The 23,915-nt window shown below is 65.2% G+C and carries 25 protein-coding genes and 2 tRNA genes; 19 read left to right on the top strand and 8 right to left on the bottom strand.

Annotated features, from left to right (window positions below):
- Positions 1–11: 11 nt before the first annotated feature.
- Positions 12–2,135: a PKD domain-containing protein gene (locus HSR122_RS01460; protein ID WP_229110919.1), complete on the bottom strand. Its 2,124-nt coding sequence runs from the start codon at positions 2,133–2,135 to the stop codon at positions 12–14.
- Between the two features lie 636 nt (positions 2,136–2,771).
- Between HSR122_RS01460 and HSR122_RS01455 the strand changes: the two genes are divergently transcribed.
- Positions 2,772–2,984: a hypothetical protein gene (locus HSR122_RS01455; protein ID WP_229110918.1), complete on the top strand. Its 213-nt coding sequence runs from the start codon at positions 2,772–2,774 to the stop codon at positions 2,982–2,984.
- A gap of 90 nt (positions 2,985–3,074) precedes the next feature.
- Here HSR122_RS01455 and HSR122_RS01450 read toward each other — a convergent pair whose 3' ends face one another.
- On the bottom strand, positions 3,075–4,037 hold the full coding sequence (locus HSR122_RS01450) for a transcription initiation factor IIB (protein WP_229110917.1): 963 nt from the start codon (positions 4,035–4,037) through the stop codon (positions 3,075–3,077).
- Positions 4,038–4,172: 135 nt separating this feature from the next.
- On the opposite strand from HSR122_RS01450, the gene rnhA reads away from it, so the two are divergent.
- Both rnhA and HSR122_RS01440 read left to right on the top strand, forming a co-directional pair.
- Positions 4,173–4,766, top strand: a complete 594-nt coding sequence (gene rnhA, locus HSR122_RS01445) for a ribonuclease HI (RefSeq protein WP_229110916.1) — start codon at positions 4,173–4,175, stop codon at positions 4,764–4,766.
- A gap of 20 nt (positions 4,767–4,786) precedes the next feature.
- Positions 4,787–5,341, top strand: a complete 555-nt coding sequence (locus HSR122_RS01440; protein WP_229110915.1) for a DUF7108 family protein — start codon at positions 4,787–4,789, stop codon at positions 5,339–5,341.
- 36 nt (positions 5,342–5,377) lie between these two features.
- Here the strand turns inward: HSR122_RS01440 and HSR122_RS01435 are convergent, their stop codons facing one another.
- The gene (locus HSR122_RS01435) at positions 5,378–5,737 is read right to left on the bottom strand and encodes a PadR family transcriptional regulator (protein ID WP_229110914.1); all 360 of its coding nucleotides are present in this window, start codon (positions 5,735–5,737) and stop codon (positions 5,378–5,380) included.
- A gap of 222 nt (positions 5,738–5,959) precedes the next feature.
- Here HSR122_RS01435 and HSR122_RS01430 point away from each other — a divergent pair, with 222 nt between their 5' ends.
- From HSR122_RS01430 to HSR122_RS01420, 4 genes are all read left to right on the top strand, one after another.
- Positions 5,960–6,493: an inorganic diphosphatase gene (locus tag HSR122_RS01430; RefSeq protein ID WP_229110913.1), complete on the top strand. Its 534-nt coding sequence runs from the start codon at positions 5,960–5,962 to the stop codon at positions 6,491–6,493.
- Between the two features lie 134 nt (positions 6,494–6,627).
- The gene (locus HSR122_RS14870) at positions 6,628–6,759 is read left to right on the top strand and encodes a hypothetical protein (protein ID WP_267491210.1); all 132 of its coding nucleotides are present in this window, start codon (positions 6,628–6,630) and stop codon (positions 6,757–6,759) included.
- Positions 6,760–6,826: 67 nt separating this feature from the next.
- Positions 6,827–8,170, top strand: coding sequence for an alkaline phosphatase family protein (locus tag HSR122_RS01425; RefSeq protein WP_229110912.1), 1,344 nt, complete (start codon positions 6,827–6,829; stop codon positions 8,168–8,170).
- 80 nt (positions 8,171–8,250) lie between these two features.
- Positions 8,251–8,667 carry a hypothetical protein gene (locus HSR122_RS01420; protein WP_229110910.1) on the top strand — a complete coding sequence of 139 codons (417 nt, stop codon included), beginning with the start codon at positions 8,251–8,253 and terminating at the stop codon, positions 8,665–8,667.
- Between the two features lie 14 nt (positions 8,668–8,681).
- Here HSR122_RS01420 and HSR122_RS01415 read toward each other — a convergent pair whose 3' ends face one another.
- Entirely contained in the window at positions 8,682–9,761 is a 1,080-nt protein-coding gene (locus HSR122_RS01415; RefSeq protein WP_229110909.1) for a tubulin/FtsZ family protein, read from the bottom strand.
- A 78-nt stretch (positions 9,762–9,839) separates the two neighbouring features.
- Positions 9,840–11,129 (bottom strand): histidine--tRNA ligase, encoded by a 1,290-nt coding sequence (gene hisS / locus HSR122_RS01410; RefSeq protein WP_229110907.1) that lies wholly within the window; start codon positions 11,127–11,129, stop codon positions 9,840–9,842.
- 250 nt (positions 11,130–11,379) lie between these two features.
- Here hisS and HSR122_RS01405 point away from each other — a divergent pair, with 250 nt between their 5' ends.
- From HSR122_RS01405 to HSR122_RS01390, 4 genes are all read left to right on the top strand, one after another.
- Positions 11,380–12,180, top strand: a complete 801-nt coding sequence (locus HSR122_RS01405; protein WP_229110905.1) for a class I SAM-dependent methyltransferase — start codon at positions 11,380–11,382, stop codon at positions 12,178–12,180.
- Positions 12,181–12,258: 78 nt separating this feature from the next.
- A complete protein-coding gene (locus tag HSR122_RS01400; RefSeq protein ID WP_229110904.1) occupies positions 12,259–13,686 on the top strand; it encodes a single-stranded DNA binding protein in 1,428 nt (475 codons plus the stop codon).
- 45 nt (positions 13,687–13,731) lie between these two features.
- Positions 13,732–14,169: a histone family protein gene (locus HSR122_RS14950; RefSeq protein WP_229110902.1), complete on the top strand. Its 438-nt coding sequence runs from the start codon at positions 13,732–13,734 to the stop codon at positions 14,167–14,169.
- Positions 14,166–15,194 carry a histone deacetylase family protein gene (locus tag HSR122_RS01390; protein ID WP_229110901.1) on the top strand — a complete coding sequence of 343 codons (1,029 nt, stop codon included), beginning with the start codon at positions 14,166–14,168 and terminating at the stop codon, positions 15,192–15,194. The genes HSR122_RS14950 and HSR122_RS01390 overlap by 4 nt, the downstream gene beginning before the upstream one ends.
- Positions 15,195–15,218: 24 nt before the next feature.
- Here HSR122_RS01390 and cca read toward each other — a convergent pair whose 3' ends face one another.
- A complete protein-coding gene (gene cca, locus HSR122_RS01385; RefSeq protein WP_229110900.1) occupies positions 15,219–16,622 on the bottom strand; it encodes a CCA tRNA nucleotidyltransferase in 1,404 nt (467 codons plus the stop codon).
- Positions 16,623–16,720: 98 nt separating this feature from the next.
- Here cca and HSR122_RS01380 point away from each other — a divergent pair.
- The 6 genes from HSR122_RS01380 (at position 16,721) to HSR122_RS01355 (ending at position 20,477) form a co-directional block, all read left to right on the top strand.
- A tRNA-Asn gene (locus HSR122_RS01380) sits at positions 16,721–16,793 on the top strand.
- A 117-nt stretch (positions 16,794–16,910) separates the two neighbouring features.
- Positions 16,911–16,985, top strand: a tRNA-Ile gene (locus tag HSR122_RS01375).
- Between the two features lie 421 nt (positions 16,986–17,406).
- Positions 17,407–18,321 carry a serine/threonine-protein kinase RIO2 gene (locus HSR122_RS01370; protein WP_229110899.1) on the top strand — a complete coding sequence of 305 codons (915 nt, stop codon included), beginning with the start codon at positions 17,407–17,409 and terminating at the stop codon, positions 18,319–18,321.
- A gap of 79 nt (positions 18,322–18,400) precedes the next feature.
- Complete coding sequence (locus tag HSR122_RS01365; protein WP_229110898.1) at positions 18,401–19,390, top strand: ribose 1,5-bisphosphate isomerase; 990 nt, start codon at positions 18,401–18,403, stop codon at positions 19,388–19,390.
- Positions 19,387–20,244, top strand: a complete 858-nt coding sequence (locus tag HSR122_RS01360) for a carbohydrate kinase family protein (RefSeq protein ID WP_229110897.1) — start codon at positions 19,387–19,389, stop codon at positions 20,242–20,244. Before HSR122_RS01365 ends, HSR122_RS01360 begins: the two co-directional genes overlap by 4 nt.
- Before the next feature lie 56 nt (positions 20,245–20,300).
- The gene (locus tag HSR122_RS01355; protein WP_229110895.1) at positions 20,301–20,477 is read left to right on the top strand and encodes a hypothetical protein; all 177 of its coding nucleotides are present in this window, start codon (positions 20,301–20,303) and stop codon (positions 20,475–20,477) included.
- On the opposite strand, the gene HSR122_RS01350 is transcribed toward HSR122_RS01355, so the two are convergent.
- Together HSR122_RS01350 and HSR122_RS01345 are read right to left on the bottom strand one after the other, a co-directional pair.
- Positions 20,467–20,943 (bottom strand): NUDIX hydrolase, encoded by a 477-nt coding sequence (locus HSR122_RS01350; RefSeq protein WP_229110893.1) that lies wholly within the window; start codon positions 20,941–20,943, stop codon positions 20,467–20,469. The genes HSR122_RS01355 and HSR122_RS01350 overlap by 11 nt on opposite strands.
- 41 nt (positions 20,944–20,984) lie before the next feature.
- Positions 20,985–21,953 (bottom strand): transcription initiation factor IIB, encoded by a 969-nt coding sequence (locus HSR122_RS01345; protein WP_229110892.1) that lies wholly within the window; start codon positions 21,951–21,953, stop codon positions 20,985–20,987.
- 262 nt (positions 21,954–22,215) lie between these two features.
- On the opposite strand from HSR122_RS01345, the gene gatC reads away from it, so the two are divergent.
- A complete protein-coding gene (gene gatC, locus HSR122_RS01340) occupies positions 22,216–22,491 on the top strand; it encodes an Asp-tRNA(Asn)/Glu-tRNA(Gln) amidotransferase subunit GatC (protein WP_229110891.1) in 276 nt (91 codons plus the stop codon).
- Between the two features lies 1 nt (position 22,492).
- Positions 22,493–23,797: an Asp-tRNA(Asn)/Glu-tRNA(Gln) amidotransferase subunit GatA gene (gene gatA / locus HSR122_RS01335; RefSeq protein ID WP_229110890.1), complete on the top strand. Its 1,305-nt coding sequence runs from the start codon at positions 22,493–22,495 to the stop codon at positions 23,795–23,797.
- Positions 23,798–23,915 lie beyond the last annotated feature (118 nt).

The following is a 23,915-nucleotide window of genomic DNA, read 5'->3' as shown; positions in this document are numbered from 1 at the left end:
CGTCGACGGGATCAGATCGCCGAGACGTCGACCGCTTCGCCGTCGACGAAGACGTCGGCTTCGCCTTGCAGGAACTCGACGCTCGTCAGTTCGCCGGTAAAGGTGAACTCGTCGACGTGCGAGGGGTTGGTGACCCAGCCGTTCGCGGTGTCGCCGGAGACGTCGTCCCAGCCTTCGAAAGTGTCCGAGACGCCCTCGATCTCGCCGCCGACCTTGACGGCGTATTCAGTGGGCGTGCCGGTCCCCTGAATCGTCAGTGTGCGCTCCGTCGGGTAGATCCGGTCGCCGTTCCGATAGACCTCCGCGCGGCCCTTGAGGAACTCGAAGGACGTGATGTCGCCGTCAATCCAGAACTCGTCGCTGTGGCTGGTTTCAGTGACGTAGCCCGTGGCGCTCGTCTCGGTGACGTCGTCCCACTCCTCGATAGTCCCGGAGACGGGTTCGAGCTGTTTGCTCACCTCGAAGGCGTACTCAGTGGTGATGCCGGTCCCCCGGATCTCGAGTCGATCCATGGTCGGGTCGATCTGCTCGCCGTCGAGGAAAACATCGGCCTCGCCCTCGAGGAACTCGAAGGACGTGATGTCGCCGTCAATCCAGAACTCGTCGCTGTGGCTGGTTTCAGTGACGTAGCCCGTGGCGCTCGTCTCGGTGACGTCGTCCCACTCCTCGATGGTCCCGGAGACGGGTTCGAGCTGTTCGCTCACCTCGAAGGCGTACTCGGTGGTGATGCCGGTTCCGCGGATCTCCAGGTGCTTCTCCAGAGCGGTTTCGCTGACAGACACCTCGGTCGTCGTCGAATCGGTCGCACCGTCGTCGTCCTCGACGACCAGCGTGACGCTGTAGGTCCCCTCGGAATCGAAGGTGTGTGAAATCGATTCACTCTGGTAGGAACTGTCGTTGACATCCCAGTCGTAGGCGACGATGTCGCCGTCACTGTCCGTGGAGTCCGAACCCGAGAGCTCGACCGTGAGGTCGGTCTTGTCCGTCACCGTGATCGACGCCGACGGTCCCTCGTTGGTGTCTTCGCCGCACCCGCCGTTCGAGACGTTCTCCGTCTCGAAGGTTTCGATCGACGCGTTCGGCATGTCGATACAGGAGTCGCGGATGACGCTCCCGTCGCGGTCCGCCGCGTCAAAGCCACGCCCGGAGCCGGTAAACGAACAGTTCTCGAGTACGACCGCGTCGTCGTCGGGTGACACCGAATCCGCGTTGACGGTCAGCGTCTCCGCGCCGTCGTTGTGCACGACGCAGTCGTAGAACGCCGCACTCCCGTGACCGCCCCAGTCGGGCAGGGCGATGACGCCACGGCCCGTCTCCTTGGTCCACTCGATCTCGATGTCGCGAAAGACCGCTCCGGTGTATCCGTTGCTGCTTGCGTCGACCCGGATGGCATCGGCTGAGTCGCGGGACCCGTCAGCCTTGACGTAGCAACCGGTCGCGCTGGAGACTTTCGATGGGTGATCGCCAGCACCGAACCGGATGTTCGCGTTCTGGTTGTTGACGAACTCCCCGCCCTCGATGGTCGTGACACCGGGGCCGGCTGTCAGTCGCGTCGCCGCGGAGTTGCGCTCGTGGATCACCGGGTTCCGGATGATCACTTCGCCCTTGTGGGAGGGGCCGGCGCGGAAGAACGCGATTCCTTCCGGGTAATCGGCCTCGATAGCCGGTTTGTCCAGCCCCGCGTAGACGTTCTCGAAGACGGATACCGCGTCCTGATCGTACACGTCCGCGCTGATGTGGTAGTCGCTTGCGTCGTCCAGCGGCGACCGACCGAGCCACTCGACGTTGCCGACGTAGACGCCGTTTTCCGATCCCATCCCGAGATACACCATCGAGGTCTCGTCGTCTCGCTCGTGGAAGGAAACGTTCTCGATCATGTACGGCCCAGGCCCGCCACCGTGCAGGAACGCGATCCCCGACCCTGCTTCGGGCAGGAACTGCACGTCGTTGCGGTGGTCGCCTAGACCGCGAACACCGAACCGGGAGACGCCCGCGTCACTGTGATCGGTTTCCATCAGGTACTCGCCCGGCGGGAACTCGATCAGTGTCCCCGTTTTGATGGCGTCGTTGAACGCTGCGTCGATCGGCTCGTTGCCGTTCGGGTCCATCCCCAGATCGTCGACCGCGTCGACCACTCGATCGAACGTGATCCCGTTGTACGTCGTCTCCGCAGACGCGACACTGGACAGTCCCGGAACGGCTGCCGCAACTGAGGCCGAACCGATCAGCTTCAGAAGCGAACGGCGCTGTAGGTTGCTATTACTGCCGGTAGGACCTTCATTCTCCCCCGCGTTGAAGCGGGTATTATTACCGTTCGTGTCTCGCTCCGTCTCGTCGCATGGCGTATGACCATCGTACCTGTCTGCCATGGATCGGTAGGAGCACCATTCTCGTAAAACTCTTCTCGCCCGTTCAGTAGTGGTACGGCAAATTTCTGTGCCGGATAGATTCCAGATACGTATTATATATTTCCAGATAGCGATATTTGACTACTTGCGATACTTGATCCATCTGCGGCCGGGTAGGATACTCCTACTGCGCGCTGACTCAGGTAGGAATGTCATACGACAGTCAGAACCGTCGAAATCAGCAAGTAATTATATCCTACTGGCGGTTGCACGGGTTCTACCGCCGACGTGTTACTCGGCTACCGATCGAAGCGGCGGCTGTCCGGCAGCTGGCGTAGATCACAGGAGCCGGTCCCAGCAACGCGGGAGCTTACTGAGTGTATCGAAGTAATAACTACCCATCCGGCGTGATAGAACTGTACTATGGCCGAACAGACACACAGAGAGCGTGCCCGAGATACGAGCAAGCAGGTCTATACGGTGGCTTTGCAGGCGACGGCCGCACTCGTCGTCCTGCTCGTCTTTGCGGGCCTCGCGTACCTCGTCAGTATCGATCGGATTGACGGGAGCGCACTCCTGCTGTATGCCGGCGTCCTCCTCGGGTTCATTCTCAGCGCCGCGTGGCGTCGGCGGTGAGGTGGCCAGCGACTCATCCTGCGGCTATCCGTGTGTCGAGATATGCACGGTCCAGTGCGGCGAATCCCCAAAATGACACAGCTGGCAGTGTCAGCTGTGGATGCCCATCGCTTCGATCTGTTCCTGATAGCGATTGCGGATCGTAACTTCAGTGACCTGCGCGACGTCGGCGACTTCTCGCTGGGTCTTCTTCTCGTTGCAGAGCAGGGACGCGGCGTAGATCGCAGCGGCGGCGTAGCCGGTCGGCGATTTGCCCGAGAGCAGCCCCTGTTCGGCGGTCTCCTCGATGATCTCGTTGGCTTTCGTCTGGACCTCCTCAGAGAGGTCGAGTTCAGAACAGAACCGCGGAACGTACTTCTTGGGATCGACGGGCTCCATCTCTAGACCGAGTTCCTGGGAGATATAGCGATACGTCCGGCCGATCTCCTTGCGCTCGACCCGAGAGACGTCGGAAATCTCTTCGAGACTTCTCGGAATCCCCTCCTTCCGACAGGCGGCGTACAGTGCCGACGTGGCAACACCCTCGATCGACCGGCCGCGGATGAGGTCGTCGTCGAGCGCGCGCCGGTAGATCACCGACGCGACCTCCCGGACCGATCGCGGGACGCCCAGCGCCGAGGCCATGCGGTCGATCTCCGAAAGCGCGAACTGCAGGTTGCGCTCGCCGGCGTCCTTCGTTCGGATCCGCTCTTGCCACTTGCGAAGGCGGTGCATCTGACTGCGCTTTTTCGAAGAGATCGAGCGGCCGTAGGCGTCCTTGTCCTTCCAGTCGATCGTCGTCGTCAGCCCCTTGTCGTGCATCGTCTTCGTCGTCGGCGCGCCGACCCGGGATTTCTCCTGGCGCTCCTGATGGTTGAACGCGCGCCACTCCGGGCCGGGGTCGATGTTCCCCTCCTCGACGACGAGCCCGCACTCGTCACACACCAGTTCACCTCGATCCGCATCCTTGACGAGCTCCTCCGACCCACACTCCGGACACTGTTGGACGACTTCCTCCTCGGCGTCTGTCTCCGTCTCGGACTCGCGTTCCCGCTGGCGGGTGGACCGTGTCATCGCACTTTTATATTAGCAATTTCGCTTAACTTAAAGCCTTTGGTGGCCAGGTATTCTGACCAATATGACAGGACAGAATAGAGCGATCGGGTCGATCGCAAGCCGTAAGCCCACAGCGCCGCGATTTCGACGCGAATGCCGGTCATCGAGTGTGACGAATCGGCCGCTCGCGAGCGGCTGGAAGCGGCCGGGATCGAGATCGAACCCGGAAATACCGACCACGAGCGCTGGCGCGCGCGCCACGGCGGGGCGATCGCAGTCGCCTACGAGAACAAGGTAGTCGTTCAGGGGGAGCACCCGGAGCGACTCGCCGGACTGTTGCGGGAGGGCGGCGGCCGGGCGCACGTCTACTTCGACGGGGCCTCCCGTGGCAACCCCGGGCCGGCGGCGATCGGCTGGGTGGTCCTGACCGGCGACGGAATCGTCAGCGAGGGGAGCGAGCGCATTGGCCGGGCGACCAACAACCGCGCCGAGTACGAGGGGCTGGTCACGGCCCTGGAGGTTGCCGCCGACCACGGCTTCGAGGAGGTCCGGATCCGAAGCGACTCGGAACTGGTGGTCAAACAGCTCCGGGGAGAGTGGAACACGAACGATCCGGACCTGCGCGAGCGACGGGTCCGTGCCCGGGAACTGCTCTCGGAGTTCGACTCGTGGTCGATCGAACACGTTCCGAGAGCGGTAAACGAGCGCGCTGACAAGCTGGCAAACGAGGCGCTCGACGAGGCGTGATCCGCCATGGAGGGACGAGAATGACCGACCTGCCGGAGGAGGCCATCGAGGAGGCCGAACGACTGACGCGACTGGCACGCCGGGCGAGCGGCGAGGAGGCGCGAGCGTACCGACGGAACCGCGAGGAGACCCTCGCCGAGTACGGCTACACGGCCCGGGTCCGCGAGGCGGACGACACGCTCGTCTGTCATCCCGAGGAGTGGCTCGACGAGGAGGGGCTGGTCCGCACCGAACGGATCGAGGACCTCGAGCGGGGCGTCGAGCGGTCGCTGTCCGGGCCGGGCGAGCCCGAGGACTGGGAGGCGGTCGCGTCACACAACGCCGAGATCGCCGAGCGAGTCGAGGACGAACACGGCGAGACGCACGGAGCGACGGCCCGGGCGCTGGCCGAGTTCGCGAGCAACCACTACGCCAAACCGATCGAGTCGCTGACCGAGGCCGAACTGGCGGAGTTCCGCGAGGAGTATTTCCCGCGTAACGCCTGGCCCAGCGACGACCAGCGCGAGCGACTCTCGCTGTCGATCGAGTACACTATCGAAGCAGCGACGACAGACCGAGACGGGACGAACGCCTAGCCGCTCCCCGGTGGTCTGCTCGGCCGAAAAAGCCGTCTAGTTGGCTCGCTCGATCAATTCGCGCAGATCCGCCGCGCGAGCGTCGTCGGTGACGATCTTCGACAGTTCCCAGGCCAACTGATCGAGCAGCGCCTCGTAGCCGTCGTCCGTCAGCGCGTACTGATTGGTCCGCTTGTCGAGTTCGCTCTTCTCGACGAGCCCCATCTCGACGAGGTCGTCGAGGTTCGGGTAGAGCCGGCCGTGGTTGACCTCCGAGTCGTAGTACGACTCGAGTTCGCGCTTGATCGCGAGCCCGTAGCGGGACTCCTCGGCCAGGATGACCAGAATGTTCCGCTGAAACGCCGTCAGTTCCTTGGTAATGCCAGGATCGTTCTGAACTGCTTGTGCCTCTGACATGGTTAACTGGATGTCATGGGGACATTTAACCCTTGTTAACTCTCTCCAGCAGTACCGTCGTTTTCGTAACTCCTCGACGGGTTAACTGTACATTAGTCGTGTCGAGGGGATGTAGTGTAACCGTTGTCGTGGTCCCCGATTTCGCGGTCCGGTCCGGAAGTCGGTTCGGGCTTGGTGCTGCTGTCGAAAGGACTTTTTGGCCGGTGCCCGGAGAGGCGAGTGATGACGAACCTCTGGGAAGACCTGGAAACCGGACCGAACCCGCCCGAAGAGATCTACGCGGTCGTCGAGTGTCTCAAAGGCGAGCGCAACAAATACGAGTACGACAAGGACATCCCCGGCGTCGTGCTCGATCGGGTCCTGCACAGCAACGTTCACTACCCCTCCGATTACGGGTTCATTCCCCAGTCCTACTACGACGACGAGGACCCCTTCGACGTGCTGGTGCTCGTCGAAGATCAGACCTTCCCCGGCTGTGTCATCGAGGCGCGCCCGGTCGCGCTGATGAAGATGGACGACGACGGCGAGCAGGACGACAAGGTCATCGCCGTCCCGACCGAGGACCCCCGGTACGACCACATCGAGGACCTCGAGGACATCCCCCAGCAGACGCTCGACGAGATCGACGAGTTCTTCGCGACCTACAAGAACCTCGAAGAAGGCAAGGAAGTCGAAACGCTGGGCTGGGAGGACAAGCAGGCCGCCTTCGACGCGATCGAACACGCCCAGCAACTGTACGACGAAACGTTCGCGTAGCGCCGCGACGCCGATTTCCGGCCGTTGCTGCGTCCGACAGCGCTTCGTATGCATCCCGGACATGCTCCGGTTCGCTCCGATTCGTTATGAGCATGGGTAATTATATGCGGATCGAGCGCGTAGGAACGCCTGCGATGGCAACCACTCGTCAGTCAGCCGGCATGGATCATCCGACGGTCGTCCCCGAGCGCCGTCCCCGGTCGGGGCTCGATCACGTGACGGTCGTGCCGGAGAACTACGATTCCTCGGCGGACGACGAGCCGTAAGCAGTTCCCCCTGCTGGAGGGAACGTGCGAAAAGAAGCTTCTTGTGGCTGTCACTGATAACGGGAGTATGGGACTGTTCGACCGGCTTCGAGGCGATGGCGGGCCCCGTGTCGCGTTTTTCGGGATCGACGGGGTGCCCTACAGCCTGCTCGCCGACCACGAGGAAGAGTTCGAGAACCTCGCCGCGATCGCCGACGAGGGGAGCGCCGGCGCGATCGACAGTATCGTCCCCCCCGAGTCCAGCGCCTGCTGGCCGTCGCTGACGACCGGCGTCAACCCCGGCGAGACCGGCGTCTACGGCTTCCAGGACCGGGAAGTCGGCTCGTATGACACCTACGTCCCCATGGGTCGGGACGTGCAGGCGACCCGGGTGTGGGACCGCATCGAGGCCGAGGACAGGCGAGCGACGGTAATGAACGTGCCAGTCACGTTCCCGCCCCAGCGTGACGTCCAGCGGATGGTCTCGGGCTTTCTCTCGCCGAGCGTCGAAAAGGCCGCCTACCCCGACGAGCTTCGGGACTACCTCGAGGGGATCGACTACCGGATCGACGTCAACGCCAAACTCGGCCACGACGCGGACAAGAGCGAGTTCATCGAGGACGCCCACGAGACGCTCGAAAGACGGTTCGAGGCGTTCAAACACTACATTCAGGAGGACGACTGGGACCTGTTTTTCGGCGTCTTCATGACGACTGACCGGGTCAACCACTTCCTGTTCAAGGACTACGAGCAGGACGGCGAGTACAGAGAGGAGTTCATCGAGTTCTATCGCACGGTCGACGACTACCTCGGTGAGTTGCGGGAACTGCTCGCCGACGACGTGACGATGATGGTCGCTTCCGACCACGGGTTCACCTCGCTGGAGTACGAGGTCCATCTCAACGAGTGGCTCGCCCGGGAAGGGTGGCTCTCTTACGACGACGAGGACCACGAGGAGCTGGGCGACATCGCCGACGAGACGACGGCGTACTCGCTGATCCCCGGCCGGTTCTACCTCAATCTGGAGGGACGGGAACCGCGCGGGAGCGTGCCCGAATCCGAGTACGAGGAGGTACGCGCCGAACTCAGGGCCGAACTCGAGCGCCTCGAAGGGCCGGACGGCAACCCGGTCGCGGACCGGGTCGTCACCGGCGAGGACGCCTTCCGTGGCGATCACGACGACATCGCGCCCGATCTGGTCGTGATCCCCAACCACGGATTCGACCTGAAGGCCGGGTTCAAGGGCGACAGCGAGGTCTTCGGCGTGGGGCCGCGCAACGGGATGCACAGCTTCGACAACGCGACGCTGTACGTCGACAACCCCGACGTCCGCATCGAGGACGCCGACCTGTTCGACATCGCGCCGACGATCCTCTCGCTGATGGACATCGAGTACGACCGGACCGAATTCGACGGCCGCAGCCTCGTCTAGTCGTCGATCGAACTGCCCGTCGAGCCGATCGGCGGTTGCGACACAGGAGTATTTATACTTCGACCGACGAACGGGAAACGATGGCGGACGTTTCCCTGGACCTCGATCCGGCGATGATAGACAACCTGCGCCGCGAGGCCGACGAGCACGGGTTCGAGGACCTCGACGGCTACGTCGAGTGGCTACTGGGCCATCGAGACACGGTGCTCAACGAACACGACGTCTGGAACAGCCCACCCGGCGGGGACCTCGACGCCGACCTGGGAGAGTCAAGCGGCCCGTCGCTCGATCCCGGCCGATCGGGGACTTCCGAGGCGTCGTCGACGGAACCTGATACTGCCGAGAATCCGCCACCGGAGCCCGACAGCCCCTCACAGGAGTCGGACGAGTCGTCGCAGGACGAGCAGACCGACGACGACGTGGCGCTCCCCGACGAAGACGAGGCCGACGACGACGACGTCGCCGCGGCGCTCGAAGACCTCGACCTCGACGAGTGACGACGCGTCGACCGTCAAAAGAGGTCTTCGAGCTGATCGTTCTCGAAGGCGTCGTTCGGATCCGGCGTCGGCTCGCTGGCTCGCTCGTGTGCCTCGCGAGCGCGGTCGAGGAACTCGTCGATCCGACTGGAGCGTTCGACTCCGCCGAGCAGCACGAGCGCGGCGAGTCGCTCGCTATCGAGCGGGAAGTCCCCGCCCCTGACCTCCAGACAGCCGGTCTCGTCCTCGAGCCAGCGGCGCGCGCGTTCGACGCCCTTGCGGGCGATGCGGTCGGGGTCACCGCCGATCACCAGCAGCGCCGTGTCGGCCTCGACCGCGTTCGGGAGACTCGTCCCCGAGAGCAGGGCGTTTCGCGTCGCGGTGACGATGTTGTTGACGTTGTCCGCGCTGTCCTCGGCTGCCGCCGCGGAGGCGTACCCGATCGATGCGATCCCCCCGGGCCGGAGCGTGTTGATGACTTCGCTGGAGTCGACGACGCTCTCGGCGACCCCGTCGACGACCTCGCCGGCGGCCAGCAACAGGCCGACGCGCTGGGCAATGTTCCGGTTGATCGTCTCGAAACTCGCCTCGAGGCTCTCCTCGTTGTCGTGCCAGGCGTCGTTGTCGATCAGGACCGTCGCGTCGGCCTCGCGGGCGACGGTCTTGAGCGACCGACCGGCGTTCGCCTGATAGATCGACCCCTCGTTGCGTCCCGGTAACACACCGAGCACGTAGACGGGGATGTCGTAGATGCGCTTGAGTTCGCGTGCCAGCATCGGCGCGCCGCCGGAGCCGGTCCCGCCGCCGAGCCCGGCGACGATCACGATCCCCTCCGCGCGGGAGGTGATCCGGCCGTCGAGTTCGTCGATCACTTCCGTCGACGCCTCGCGCATGATCTCGGCACCGAGTTCGTTGTCCCCGCCGACGCCGTGGCCTTTCACGCGATCGCGCCCGATCAGCTGCGTGTCGATATCGAGTGCCTGCAGATCGGCCTCGGCGGTGTTGACTGCCAGCGCCCCCTGGATCGCGTCGAACCCCATCTCGTAGTCGTATGCGGCGAGGGCCTGGGTGATCTTGCCGCCGGCTTGACCGACCCCGATCAGGACGACCTTCATACACGCAGGGTCGGCACATCGCGTAATCAACGTTTGGTCCGCTTCGGTCGGTCTTTGATCGTCCGAGTGGGACGACAGCTACGCGAGTTCGTCGACGACGTCCTCGATCGACACCCGCCGTTCGTCGCCGCTGTCCATGTCACGGACGGTGACGACCCCGTCGTCAAGGTCGCGCTGGCCGACGATCAGGACCGTGTCGGCGTTGATACTGTCGGCGTACTCGAACTGGCCGCCGAGCCCGCGGTTCGCCAGATCGGTTTCGACAACGAGCCCTGCCTCACGGAGACCGCTCGCGAATCCGAGTGCCGCCTCGCGAACGTCCCCGGAGACAGCGGCGACGTAGACGTCGGTCGATACCTCCTCGGCGGGCCACTCGCCTTCCATCTTGAGGAGTTCGCGCGTCGTCGAATAGCCGAAGGCGAATCCGACCGCAGACACGTCCTGACTGCCGAACAGGCCCACGAGGTCGTCGTAGCGACCGCCGCCGAAGAGTGCGCGCAACTCGCCTTCGCTGTCGAAGGCCTCGAAGACCAGGCCCGTGTAGTAGGCGAGCCCGCGGACGATCGACAGGTCGAGCTTGCAGGCCTCAGCGACGCCGTAGGACTCCAGCGCGTCGGCCAGATCAGCCATCCGATCGACTGCCTCGACGGCAGCCTCGTCGTCGGGCGCGAGCTCGCGCAACCGGTCGATCTCCTCGGTGATCGGCCCCCGGATCGAGGTGAGTTCGTCGATCCGTTCGGCCGACTCGTGAGCGACGCCGGTGTTGCGCAACTCGGTCAGGAACTCCTCGCGGGCGAGTTTCTCCTTGTCGTCGATGACTTTCATCACCGCGTCGGTGTTGGCGATCCCCTCGGCTGCCAGCAGCGCATCGAGCAGCGTCCGGTCGTTGATCAGAAACTCGACGCGGTCGGCCACGCCCAGCCGCTCGTAGATCGTCGCGGCGACGGCGATGACCTCGGCGTCGGCCTCAACGGACTCAATGCCGAAGACGTCGATGTCGGTCTGGAAGAACTCCCGATCCCGGCCCTTCTGGACGTTCTCGTAGCGCCACCGTTTCGAGGTGTCGTACCACTTGATCGGCGTCTTGAGGTCCTTGCGCTGCTGGACCAGCCGCGCACGGGTCGGCGTCTGCTCGGGCGTGAGCGTGACCTGCCGGCCCCCGCGATCTTTGAAGGAGTAGGTCTGGTCCATCAGTTCCTCGCCGGACTTGATCTCGTAGAGCGCCCGACGCTCGACGGCCGGCGTGTCGATCTCCCGGAAGCCGAACTCCGCGGCAGTCGTCTCGACGACGTCGATGACGTCCCGCCAGGCGGCGAACTCCTCGGGATACCGATCGTAGAATCCCTTCAGGCTCTCGATGTCGGTCATTACTCCGTTGTGATCACGGGAGCGACATAGGGGTTCGGAAACGGGTCGAGAGAAAGCCCACCCGCGTCAGCCGTTGCCAATCCGACAGACGGGAGACACGAGTGTTTCCCGGTCAATGCCGGAGACGAACCAGTGCAGTCCAGGCTGGGACAACGGCTCCGGCGGATTGCCCCGGGATGTCACCGGCTTGCTAGCTCGGACCGCCGGCACGGATCGGCCGACTTTTCTCTCTGGGTTCGCAAACGCGGCTGTGCGCCAGTTCAGCGCCGAGTACCTCGAAACCACCCGCGAGGGTATGTGGGCGGGCAGCCGCGAGGCCCTGTCCGACCTGCGACTGGCCAGCCGCGAGCGCGTGCTCGACGCCGGCTGTGGGACCGGCGAGCTCACGCGCGTTCTCCGCGAAGAGGTCCCGGGTACCGTCGTCGGCTGTGACGCCGACCCCGACCTGCTCGCCCGTCTCGAACCCCCGGCTGTTCGCGGGGACGCGACGCGACTGCCGTTCCCGGACGACAGCTTCGATCTCGTCGTCTGTCAGGCGCTGTTGATCAATCTGCCCGATCCCGATGCCGCGATCGGGGACTTCGCCCGCGTCTCGAGGGACCTCGTCGCGGCCGTCGAACCCGACAACGGGGCCGTCACCGTCGAGTCGACGGTCGAGTCCGAGCCGTCGCTGGCCCGCCGCGCCCGCGAGCGGTATCTCGACGGCGTCGATACCGACGTCACGCTGGGCGCGAACGTGCGCGAGCGATTTGAAGCGGCCGGCCTGCAAGACGTTCGAACCCGCCGGTACGACCACGTCCGGACCGTCGAGCCGCCCTACTCCGAGCAGGCCGTCGAGGACGCCCGCCTGAAGGCCACCGGCGACGGCCTGGCCGACAGCCGCGCCGAACTGGTCGCCGGCGACGGCCCCGAGGCCTACGAACGGCTGCGCGAGGAGTGGCGGTCGATGGGCCGATCGGTCGTCGAACAGATGCAACGGCGCGACTATCGCCGACGGGAGACGGTCCCGTTCTACGTGACTGTCGGCCGGGTGCCCGGGACTCGCGAGTGAGTGCCCCGGACGTCGAGCGTCTCGAACGCCCCGTGACCGTATTGTTTAAACGCGATCCAGCCGTCAACACCGCTAGCCATGGGTGCAATCGAGGACGTCTACGCGGATCTCGAGGCCGACGTCTCCGAGGAGGAGTTCCGGGAGGCCGTCGAGCAGAAAGTCGAACAGATGGGGGGGCTCGCGGACGAGGAGACGGCGGCGATGCTGATCGCGCACGAACTCAGCGAGAACGAGGTCAACGCGATCGCCGACATTGAGCCCGGCATGGACGAGGTGAAGTTCCTCGCGAAGGTGACCTCGATCGGGGAGTTGCGCACGTTCGAGCGCGACGGCGACGACGAGGACGGCCGCGTCATCAACGTCGAGGCCGCCGACGAGACGGGACAGGTGCGGCTCTCCTTCTGGGACGAACAGGCCCGCTCGATCGACGACGGAGAGCTCCAGGCGGGTGACGTCCTGCGCGTCAAGGGCCGGCCAAAAGACGGCTACAGCGGCCTGGAGGTCAGCGTCGACAAGGCCGAACCGGACGAGGACGCCGAGATCGAGGTCGACCTCGACGGGCGGACCGACGTCGACTCGCTGTCGATGGGGCAATCGGACGTCAACGTCAGGGGGATCGTCCTCGACACCGAGTCGGTTCGCACGTTCGACCGCGACGACGGCAGCGAGGGACGGGTCGCGAACCTCACGCTGGGTGACGAGTCCGGGCGGATCCGCGTGACGCTGTGGGACGACCGGGCCGACCGCGCCGAGGAACTCGAGGCTGGCACGCCCGTCGAGGTCGTCGACGGCTACGTCCGCGAGCGCGACGGCAGCCTGGAGTTGCACGTCGGCGACCGCGGGGCGGTCGAGGCGATCGACGACGAGATCGACTTCAGCCCGGAGACCGACCCGATCGGCGGCGTCGAACTCGACCAGACGGTCGACATCGGCGGCGTCGTCCGATCGGCCGACCCGAAGCGGACGTTCGATCGGGACGACGGCAGCGAGGGGCAGGTCCGCAACGTCCGAATCCAGGACGACACCGGCGACATCCGGGTGGCACTGTGGGGCGAAAAGGCCGACATCGACCTCGGGCCGGGCGACGAGGTGTTCGTCGCTGACGCCGAGATTCAGGACGGCTGGCAGGACGACCTCGAGGCGTCCGCAGGCTGGGGGTCGGCGGTCGTCGTGCTGGAGGACGGCTCCGGTGCGGGGGCGGCGAGCAACGGAGACAGCGGGGGCGCCAGCAGCGAATCGTCGACCGGCCTCGACACGTTCGCGGACGACCGCGGGACCGACGACGGAAGCGAGCCAGCGGGCGTCGGCAGTGACGACAGCGACGGCACGGGCGGCGAGCAGATAGAAGTGACAGGGACGGTCGTCCAGACAGGCGATCCGGTGATCGTCGACGACGGCGAGGAGACCATCAGCGTCGAGACCGACGAGCACGTCCAGCTCGGCCAGCAGGTCACCGTGCGCGGCCAGCGCCGGGCCGACCGAGTCGACGCCGAGGAGCTCTTCTAGCGCAGACGGGAAACTCTTAAGCCCGCATCGGCCCCGATATGGCGTATGAGCGTCGAGCTACCGTTCGCTCCGGTCGATTCGATCATCCGTCGCAACGCCGGGGACCTGCGCGTGAGTTCCGAGGCGACCGAGGCGCTGACACGCCGGATTCAGGAACGGGGTGCCGAGCGCGCGGTCGCGGCGGCCGAGCGCGCGACCGCGGACGGCCGGAAAACCCTGATGCCCGAGGACTTCGGCGTCGAGACCGTTCCTGACCCGGACGCCCTGGAGTTACCGATCGCGCCCGTCGACCGGATCGCGCGGCTCGACATCGAGGACTACCGCGTGGCGATGGACGCCCGGATCGCGCTCGCGTCGTTGCTGGAAGACGAGGCCGACACCGTCGCGGCCGCCGCGGCGGTCCTGGCACGCCATGCCGGACGGCGTACCGTTAAGGGGGAGGACATCGAACTATACGACGAACTCGGGCCCTACTTTGAATGAGGTTTGGCTACCGCGAGATCTGCCTCGAACACGACACCGGCGCGCGCCACCCGGAGAGCCCCGACCGCCTCCGGGCGATACGCCAGAGTCTCTCGGAGTGTGACAACGTCGAGTACGTCGCGGCCGACTCGGCGACCGAGGTCGAAGTGACAAACGTCCACGACGCCGACTATATCGCCGAAGTCCGGGAGTTCTGCGAGGACGGCGGCGGCAACTGGGACGCCGACACCGTCGCCGTCGAGGAGACCTGGGACGCCGTGCTCGCGAGCGCCGGACTCGCCGAGTGGGCCGCGACGACGGCCCTCGACGACCGGCCGAGCCACGAGACGCCGTTCGCGCTGGGTCGGCCCCCCGGTCATCACGCCGTCGAGGACGACGCGATGGGGTTCTGTTTCGTCAACAACGTCGCGGTCGCGGCCCAGCACGTCATCGAGCACGAGACGGCCGACCGCGTCGCGATTCTCGACTGGGACGTCCACCACGGAAACGGCACGCAGGACATGTTCTACGACCGCGAGGACGTGTTCTACGTCTCCTTCCACGAGGAGGGGCTGTATCCGGGCACGGGTGCCGTCGGCGAGACCGGCGAGGACGACGCCGAATTGACGACGCTGAACGCCCCGTTCCCCGCGGGCTGTGGCGACGCCGAGTACATGGCCGCACTGCGGGAGGTGATCGGCCCGTCGCTGGAGGCGTTCGATCCCGACCTGCTGTTGGTCAGTGCCGGCTTCGACGCCCACGAACACGATCCGATCTCACGGATGGTCGTCACGACCGACGGCTACGGCCTGATGACCGACTTCCTGTGGACGCTGACCGACGAGGTCGACGCCGGCCTCGGGTTCGTACTCGAAGGGGGCTACGGCCTCGAAACGCTCTCTGACGGCGTCAAGATGGTTCACAAGGTGCTCGACGGTCACGAACCGCCGACCCGCGAGTGGTCGGTCAACGACAACGGTCGCTCCGTTATCGACAGCCTCAAAGAGCAGGGTTTCCCCTCGGTCGAGCCCGACGAGAGCGGCTAGCGTCGCTTCGCGCTGCGGACCGTGTCAGGGTGTCGGTTCGAGATACGCCGCCAGCTCGACGCCGAACCGTTCGGCCAGCGTCCCGACTTCCCGACCCTGGTAGACCCGGTAGGACGCTCCGAGCTGTCGCTCGACGGCAGCGCCGTGCCCGACCTCGAAGATCGCGTCCGAGTCCAGCAGCGCCGCGGCGGTCCTGAACTCCCGTTCGCGCTCGACGACGTAGCGATCGCCGTCGACGAACGGCCCGGCGGCGGCCGCACCGTCGTACCGTTCGAAGAAGTTCGCGGCGTGCTCGCGGACGTGGACCGGTGGTCCCTCGTGGCGCTGGACGGCCGGACGCTCGGTCACTCCCAGCTCCGCGAGGACGGCCGTTCGATCGTCGTCGGAGACCGCCGTCGAGCGGAGGACGTCGAACTCGTGGCGCTCGAGCAGCCCGACGACGCCGGCTCTGGATTTCTCCAGCTGGGGGTACAGATCGTCCTCGACGAGATCGGGCGTCTCGAAGCCGATCGCGACCGGCGTCGTCCCCCGGCGATCGAACGCGTCCCGGACCTCGTCGGCGTCGAGCGGTGCCGGCTCGGAGGATTCGAACAGTTCGACCCGGGGGTCGGTGACCAGCTCCCGGGCGTAATGCTGGAGTCGGGCGACGCTCTCCTCGCTACAGACCGCGGCCACGTTGCGCTCGGGATCGGTCGGGTCGATCACGATCAGCGGATCGTCGAACGGGAGGTCGGAAGCAGTGACGTCCTCGTTCCGGGACGGTTGCGCCGTCTCGCGCCGCCCGTGCGCTTCTGGATCAAAGGCCACCGGAGGATGCCAGTCCGTCGCGGCCTCGACGAACGGGCGAAAGCCGCCGTACTCGAGCACGAGCAGTTCGGTCAGATAGCCCGAGAAGCCGCGCGTCCGGAGATCACTGCCGTAGACGCCGATCGCCGTGAGGAACTGCTTGCAGACCCGGACGTCAGCCGCGAGATTATCGTCGAGGCGCTCGTTCAGATACTCGGTGTGAAACGGCGTTCGATCGACTGCCGACTGAATGGCCGTTGCGTCTTCCACGGCGTAGCAGGGGACCAGATCGACGTCGAAACCGTCGAACTCGCCGACGACGTAGGGATGTTCGGCGTACTCCTCGCGGCCGTCGGGGAGGACCTCGTGGCCGATCCGGAGTCCGTAGTCTTCGAGTTGTTCGCGGGGCAGACCCGGCGGAAAGCGTACGAACAGATCGACGTCACGGTCCCCGGAGATCCAGGTCCCGCGGGCGGTCGAACCGACCTGCACGACGTCGGCCTCGACCGGCAACGCCTCGATAGCGGCTTCGATACGTGCGGTCAGCGTTTCGACGGCCTCGTGCAACTGCGCTCGCTCCTCGCGGTCGGGATCGGCCCGTTCGCGGACCGTCGCAACGACGGCGTCGAACTCGTCGCCCATACCTGAAGGATGCCGACAAGTACGTGAAAGCGTGTCGGTGTGCGAGCGAAGCGAAAGCCCTATCAAATGACTCCGACTACCTGAAGATGCGATCACGGGCCGCCGTAGCTCAGCTGGTAGAGCACCACGCTGTTAACGTGGTTGTCCCAGGTTCGAGTCCTGGCGGCGGCGTCAAATCGTGGAGCGATTTGTCGGCCCACGAGAACTGTTCACAGTTCTCGGGACGGTGTCTTTCTGTTGTGAACGAGACGGTACAGTTTAGTCGACGCACCGAAAACGTCGAGATGAGGGCCCTTAGCTTAGTCTGGTTAAAGCGATCGGCTCATAACCGATTGAGCGCTGGTTCAAATCCGGCAGGGCCCATTTCCCTGCGAACAGCAGTGAGTAGCGACGAGTGTCGCCGGAGGATCCGAACCAGACGATGCGAACGGTATCGTGTCTCGAGTGATGCGACGTTCGGCCGTTCATCGCATCATCGTCAAACCGTCAGGAGGATCAGATCGAGAAGGCCGATACCGCGACCGCTGCAGCGGAGCGTCTCGATTCGACTATGTATTCGTGTGTGACGGCTGGTATCGACGCCAGCGAGGACTCGTCGCCGCGCTTTCGAGAAGCGGTGATCGAATCGATCTAAGCGGGTTCGAATCGATCGAGGAAATACGTATTGTCCTGTCGAAATATCCCCCGAACTTCTGGCATGCACAGGGAAGTATTTGATATATCGTTATACGCTTTAACACACTACACGTCGGCCTTTTGGCGCTCAAGCGAGTACAGCAGGCATATGGTCCAGAACGTCGCGCCGGTGATGGCGGAACTCGAACCCGAGGACTTCCATCTCCTCTCGGGAATCGAGCAGGGGATGCGGTTCTCGGAGTGGGTCCAGCGCGAGAAGATCCCGGAGTTCTCGCGGCTGACGGCCGAAGACGTCGAGTATCGACTCGACCGCTGCATGGACCGCGAACTGATCGAACGCAAGACGATCCAGTACGAGGGATACACGCTCACCTTCGAGGGATACGACGCGCTGGCGTTGCACACGTTCGCACAGCGAGAGACGATCGACGGCGTCGGTTCGCCACTCGGGGTCGGCAAGGAAAGCGACGTCTACGAAGCACGATCCTACCGGCCGCTGGCGCTGAAGTTCCACCGCGAGGGGTACACCAACTTCCGGGAAGTGATGCGCGAACGGGAGTACACCGCCGACCGCGAACACGTCTCTTGGCAGTACACCGCGCGCAAGGCGGCCGAGCGGGAGTACGACGCGCTCGAAACGCTATATCCCGACGTCAGTGTCCCGCAGCCGATCGATCACAACCGCCACGCGGTCGTCATGGAGCGGATGGACGGTGTCGAACTCTCGAAGGCGCGGCTGGACCCCGAGCAGGCCCGGTCGCTTCTGGAGATGGTTCTCCGGGAGATCCAGACGGCCTACCAGGAGGGATACGTCCACGCCGACATCAGCGAGTACAACGTCTTCGTCGCTAGCGACGGGATCACGATCTTCGACTGGCCCCAGGCTGTGCCCACCGACCACGAGAACAGCGACGAACTCCTCGAACGCGACATCGACAACATCGTAGGCTACTTCCGCCGAAAATATCCCGGTCAGATGCCCGAACAAACGGACATCGAAGGGATCAGCCGGGCGATCCGGGACGACGACTTCGAGTCGCTTCGCGCGTTCGGCGGAAAATAAACCATTTCTCGCTATATAGAATTCGAACCCCGGCAACGGCCCCATCATCTTTTGGCTGCCGTGGACGTAATCCCATGGTATGGGGGCCCATGATCTCGACGCAAGCGTCAAGCGGATCGCGGCGGACATCGCGGCGATGGAGACCCGCGGAGCCGCGGCGATCGCCGACGCGGCCGCCGACGCGCTCCGACAGCAGGCCAAGCACAGCGACGCGGAGACGCCCGACGCGTTCCGCGCGGAGTTGCGAGCCGCGGCCCGGCGGTTGCTGGAGACGCGGCCGACGGCCGTCTCGTTGCCGAACGCGCTCCGGTACGTGCTCCAGCGAATGAACGGGGACAGCGTCGAGACGCTCCGCCGAAACACCGTCGCTGGGGCCGAAGAGTTCCGGACGCGCCTCGATCACGCACAGGCGGACCTCGGGCGCGTGGGGGCCAACCGCCTGCGCGACGGTGACCGTATCATGACCCACTGCCACTCGACGGACGTGCTAGCCTGCGTCGAAACCGCACGCGAGCAGGGCAAAGAGGTGTCAGCGATCGTCAAGGAGACGCGCCCGCGAAATCAGGGGCGACTGACCGCCGAGCGGCTGGTCGAGCTCGGCGTGGACGTGACTCTCATCGTCGATTCAGCGGCCCGCCGGTATCTCAACGACGTCGATCACGTTCTCGTCGGAGCCGACGCCATCGCCGCCGACGGCAGCGTCATCAACAAGATCGGCACGTCCGGACTGGCGGTCAACGCCCGCGACCGGGGGACGCCGATCGTCGTCGCGGCCCAGACGATCAAGCTCGACCCGGACACGATGACCGGCAATCTCGTCGAGATCGAAACCCGGGACGAATCAGAGGTGATCGACCGTCCAGACCGGGAGGCGATCGGGGACATCAGCGTCGAGAACCCGGCATTCGACGTGACGCCCCCGAGGTACGTGGACGCGATCGTCACCGAACGCGGGCAGTTCCCGCCCGAGAGCATCGTGGCGCTGATGCGCGAACTGTTCGGCGAGGCGGTCGCCGACCCCTGGATCGAATCGAGGCCGAGCACGGAGTTCGGAGGTGACGAACAGTGACCGACATCCTCTGTGCCGGGCACGCCAACTGGGACGTCACCCTGCAGGTCGATCGACTGCCACAGCCGGACGACGAGGCACGGATCACCGGCCGACGCCAGTCGGGCGGCGGCAGCGCGGCGAACGCAGCGGCCGTCCTCGCACAGCTGCAGGTCGATACGGCGCTGCTCGGGAGCGTCGGCCGGGACGAGCGCGGACAGGAGATCCGGCGGGAGTTGACGGACCTCGGCGTCGAGACGGGACTGCTCGAAGCCGTCACAGCCGAGACGACGACGAAGTACCTGATCGTCGATCAGGCGGGCGAGGTACTCATGCTCGGCAACAAGGGCGCGAACGAACGGTTCGATATCGACTCGGGAGCGAGCGAAACGCTCGGCGACGTCGAACACCTCCACCTGACGAGCCAACGGCCCGACACTGCGCTCGAACTCGCTCGCCGGGCCGCCGAACGCGGCGTGTCCGTCAGCTTCGATCCGGGCCGACGGGTCGCCGATCAGGAGTACGAGCCGGTGCTCGAACGGACCGACCTGCTGTTCGTCACCGAACGGGAATTCGAGTCGATCGGACGCGAGAGCCGGCCCGGACAGACCGTCGTGGTCAAGCGGGGCGAAAGAGGGGCACAGCTCCGCGACGGCGGTGTCGAGACACACTCCGGTTTCGACGCCGACGTCGTCGATACGGCCGGTGCTGGCGACGCCTTCGCTGGCGGGTTCCTGGCGACTCGCCGGCACCGCTCGGCGGCGGACGCACTCGCGGTCGCCAACGCCTGCGGTGCGGTGGCCGTCCAGTCGCTCGGGGCTCGCACGCGCCTCTCGTGGGACGACATCGACGCGCTACTCGCTGACTCGGCCTGATAGAAGCGATCGCTGAGGAATACATTGATAGGACAGGGCCGAGCAGTCCTCACCAGATGGTCCCGCGGATCGTACTCGCCGGGGCGGCAGCAGGGGTCGTCGCGCTCGGGCTGGCAGTCGGTACCTTCCTGTTGCCGCTGCCGCTGGCGGTGAAAAGCCTCCTCTACGTGATCTTCGGTGGCCTCTTCCTCGCGAGCGTCGCGATATTCGGCCGGTTGCTGGTCATCGAGTAGCGCTGACGGCCTCGATCGCTTGCAGCCCGATCTCGATCACGTCGGGTTCGAGACGATCGGGTTCAGCCCGGAGCTGGGCCGCGTCGAACCACTCCCAGGCCTCCCGACCCGCCTCGCCGGGTTCCGGATCGATCCGTCGGTCGTCGACCCGACCGTAGAAGACGAAATCGATATGCTGGTGTCCGACAGCCCCGTCACAGGTGTTGATGTCTTCGAGCAGGAAGTGCTGTGGCTGGGGGATCGATTCGACCGTCGGCGAGGAGATCCCCTCACGCGGCGCGAGCAACTTGACATCGCGGCCCAGCTCCTCCCGTACCTCTCGTCCGGCAGCTTCGTGCGGGAGTTCGTCGCGATCGACGTGACCGCCGGGCGGAAGCCACATGCCGAGCTTGTCGTGATTATGTAGCGCGACGGCACCGTCGTTGACGACGTAGACGGTCGCGACGAAATGGCGCGTCGTTTCCATGCGGGCGACTCGGGACTCGCGGAGCAAGAGCGTATGGTTCGCTAGGTCGGGATGTCGTCTTCGGCTTCGAGGAGTTCGTGATAGCGATTGCGAATCGTGACCTCGGAGATGTTGGCCACTTCGGAGACCTCGTTCTGGGTGACTTTCTCGTTCGAGAGCAGCGAGGCGGCATAGACCGCGGCGGCGGCCAGTCCGACTGGCGATTTACCGGAGTGGACGCCCTTGGACTTGGCCGTGCTGAGCAGCTGGCGAGCGCGTCGTTCGACTTCCTCGGAGAGATCGAGATCGGAAGCAAATCGAGGGACGTAACTCTCGGGGTCGGCGGGCTTGACCTCGAGTCCGAGTTCGCGGACGACGTACCGGTACGTGCGCGCGATCTCGTCCTTGTCAACACGAGAAACGGCGTCGATCTCGTCGAGGCTGCGCGGCGTGCCGGCCTGCCGGGCGGCGGCGTACAGCGCGGCCGTCGAGACGCCTTCGATCGAACGGCCGGGCAACAGATCCTCCTGTAGCGCGCGTCGGTAGATGACGCTGGCAGTCTCGCGGACGTTCTCGGGCAGGCCAAGCGCCGAGGCCATGCGGTCGATCTCGCCCAGCGCCTGCTTGAGGTTGCGCTCTCGGGAATCACGGGTCCGGAACCGCTCGTTCCAGGTTCGAAGCCGTTGCATCTTCTCGCGCTGGCGCGAGGACAGCGAGTTGCCGTAGGCGTCCTTGTCCTGCCAGCCGATGTTCGTCGACAGCCCCTTGTCGTGCATCATGTTCGTCGTCGGCGCGCCCACGCGGGACTTCTCGTCTTTCTCCTTGGCGTCGAACGCCCGCCACTCCGGCCCGGGGTCGATCTCATCCTCCTCGACGACGAGCCCGCACTCCTGGCAGACGGTCTCGCCGCGTTCGGAATCGCGCGCGAGCGTCCCGCCACACTCGGGACAGACCAGGTCCTCTTCGGCCGTTTCATCGGTCGTCTCTCGCTGACTCGTTTGCTCGTGGCGTCTGATGGTCGTGTCTGTCATTGGTTGGGATGTATACGTCGCGGGCAAACGCCCACAGAACTACCTGACTTCGATATCCTGTTGTGGTGCAAGCGTCTTAAATCTTTGGCTAGCCGAAAAATCTGTTTCCACGATCGAAAAAACACCTCATCGATCGTGTACGCTGCGTTCGCGTTTCGCGACGAGCGCGTCGATTCCGGCACGTTTTTGCGGAGACTGGCTACGACAGCGAGAGCGGGGCGGCATCGAAATCCTTACCGCCGGGCCAGCCGTCCGGTGGAATATGAGCGATTCTGCCGTCGATCCCGCGGAGGTTCGCCACGTCGCCGACCTCGCCCGGGTCGACCTCGACGAGGCGGAACTCGAGCGCTTCGCCGAACAGTTCGGCGAGATTCTCGACGCCTTCGAGACGCTCGAGGAGGTGCCCGAGGTCGAGCGCGAGGCCGATCTCGTCAACGTGATGCGACCCGACGAACGCAAGGAGTCACTCGATCAGGAGCAGGCGCTCCAGAACGCCGAGGACGAGGAGGGCTTTTTCAAGGGACCGAAGGTGTCGTGAGATGAGTTACAACGCCTTTATCACCCGGGAGACGATCGAAGGCGAGGAAGACGGACCGCTCGCCGGAAAGACCGTCGCGGTCAAGGACAACATCTCGACGGAAGGCGTGCGGACGACCTGCGGGTCCGCGATGCTCGAGGAGTACGTCCCGCCCTACGACGCGGCGGTCGTCGAGCGCCTGCTCGAGGCGGGCGCGACGATCCCCGGCAAGACCAACATGGACGAATTCGGGATGGGGACGACGACCGAGACATCGGCGTTCGGCCCGACCGACAATCCCGCGGCAGAGGGGCGGGTTCCCGGCGGCTCTTCGGGTGGCTCGGCGGCCGCCGTGGCCGCCGGCGAGGCCGACCTCGCGCTGGGGACCGACACCGGCGGCTCGGTGCGCTGTCCGGCCGCGTTCACCGGCACGGTCGGGATCAAGCCAACCTACGGGCTGGTCTCCCGATACGGGCTGATCGCCTACGCCAACTCCCTAGAGCAGATCGGCCCGATCGCCCCCTCCGTCGAGGAGGCCGCCGAACTGCTGGAGGTGATCGCCGGACTGGACGACCGCGACTCGACGACCCGGGACGCCCACGAGGAGGTCGGCGAGCGGAGCCCCGACGGCGTGCGCGAGTACGCCTTCGCCGACGCCGCGGACGGTGACGTCGATGGCCTGGAGATCGGGATCCCAACCGAACTGCTTGAGGGGGCCGACGAGCGAGTCGTCGAGACCTTCTGGGACGCCATCGACGAACTGGAAGCGCGGGGTGCGAGCTACCACGAGGTCGCAATGGAGTCGCTTTCCCACGCCGTCGAGGCCTACTACGTGATCGCGATGAGCGAGGCCTCCTCGAACCTGGCCCGGTTCGACGGCGTGCGCTACGGTCCGACGCCCGAGTACGAGGGCAACTGGAACGAGGAGTTCGCGGCGGTCCGCGAGGAGGGCTTCGGCGAGGAAGTCAAGCGCCGGATCCTGCTGGGGACCTACGCGCTCTCGGCGGGGTACCACGACAAGTACTACAAGCAGGCCCAGGACGCCCGCGCGTGGGTCAAGCAGGACTTCGATTCGGCCCTCTCAGAGGCGGACGTGCTCGCCTCGCCGACGATGCCGGTTCCGCCGATGGAGCGCGGCGAGAGCCTGGACGATCCCCTGACGATGTACCTGGCCGACGCCAACACGACACCGGTCAACCTCGCGAACCTCCCCGCGATCTCCGTTCCGGCCGGCGAGACGAGCGACGGCCTGCCGGTCGGGTTGCAGTTGATCGGGCCGGCCTTCGGCGAGCGGGAGATCATCCGGGCCGGCAGCGCGCTGGCGTAGCGCTTGAGCGACCCCGCCGCATTTGTCGATTCATAGTGGTTGCTGTAATTCCGTTCCGGGTTAACCGCACGCAGTCGTACGGCCACACCGGTAAATCGTTACAGCAACCACTATCAGT

Origin of the sequence: Halapricum desulfuricans (assembly GCF_017094525.1) — an archaeon.
Taxonomy (GTDB): Archaea; Halobacteriota; Halobacteria; order Halobacteriales; family Haloarculaceae; genus Halapricum; species Halapricum desulfuricans.
Note: the sequence above shows the minus strand (reverse complement) of the source record. Positions and strands in the feature narration are given on the sequence as shown.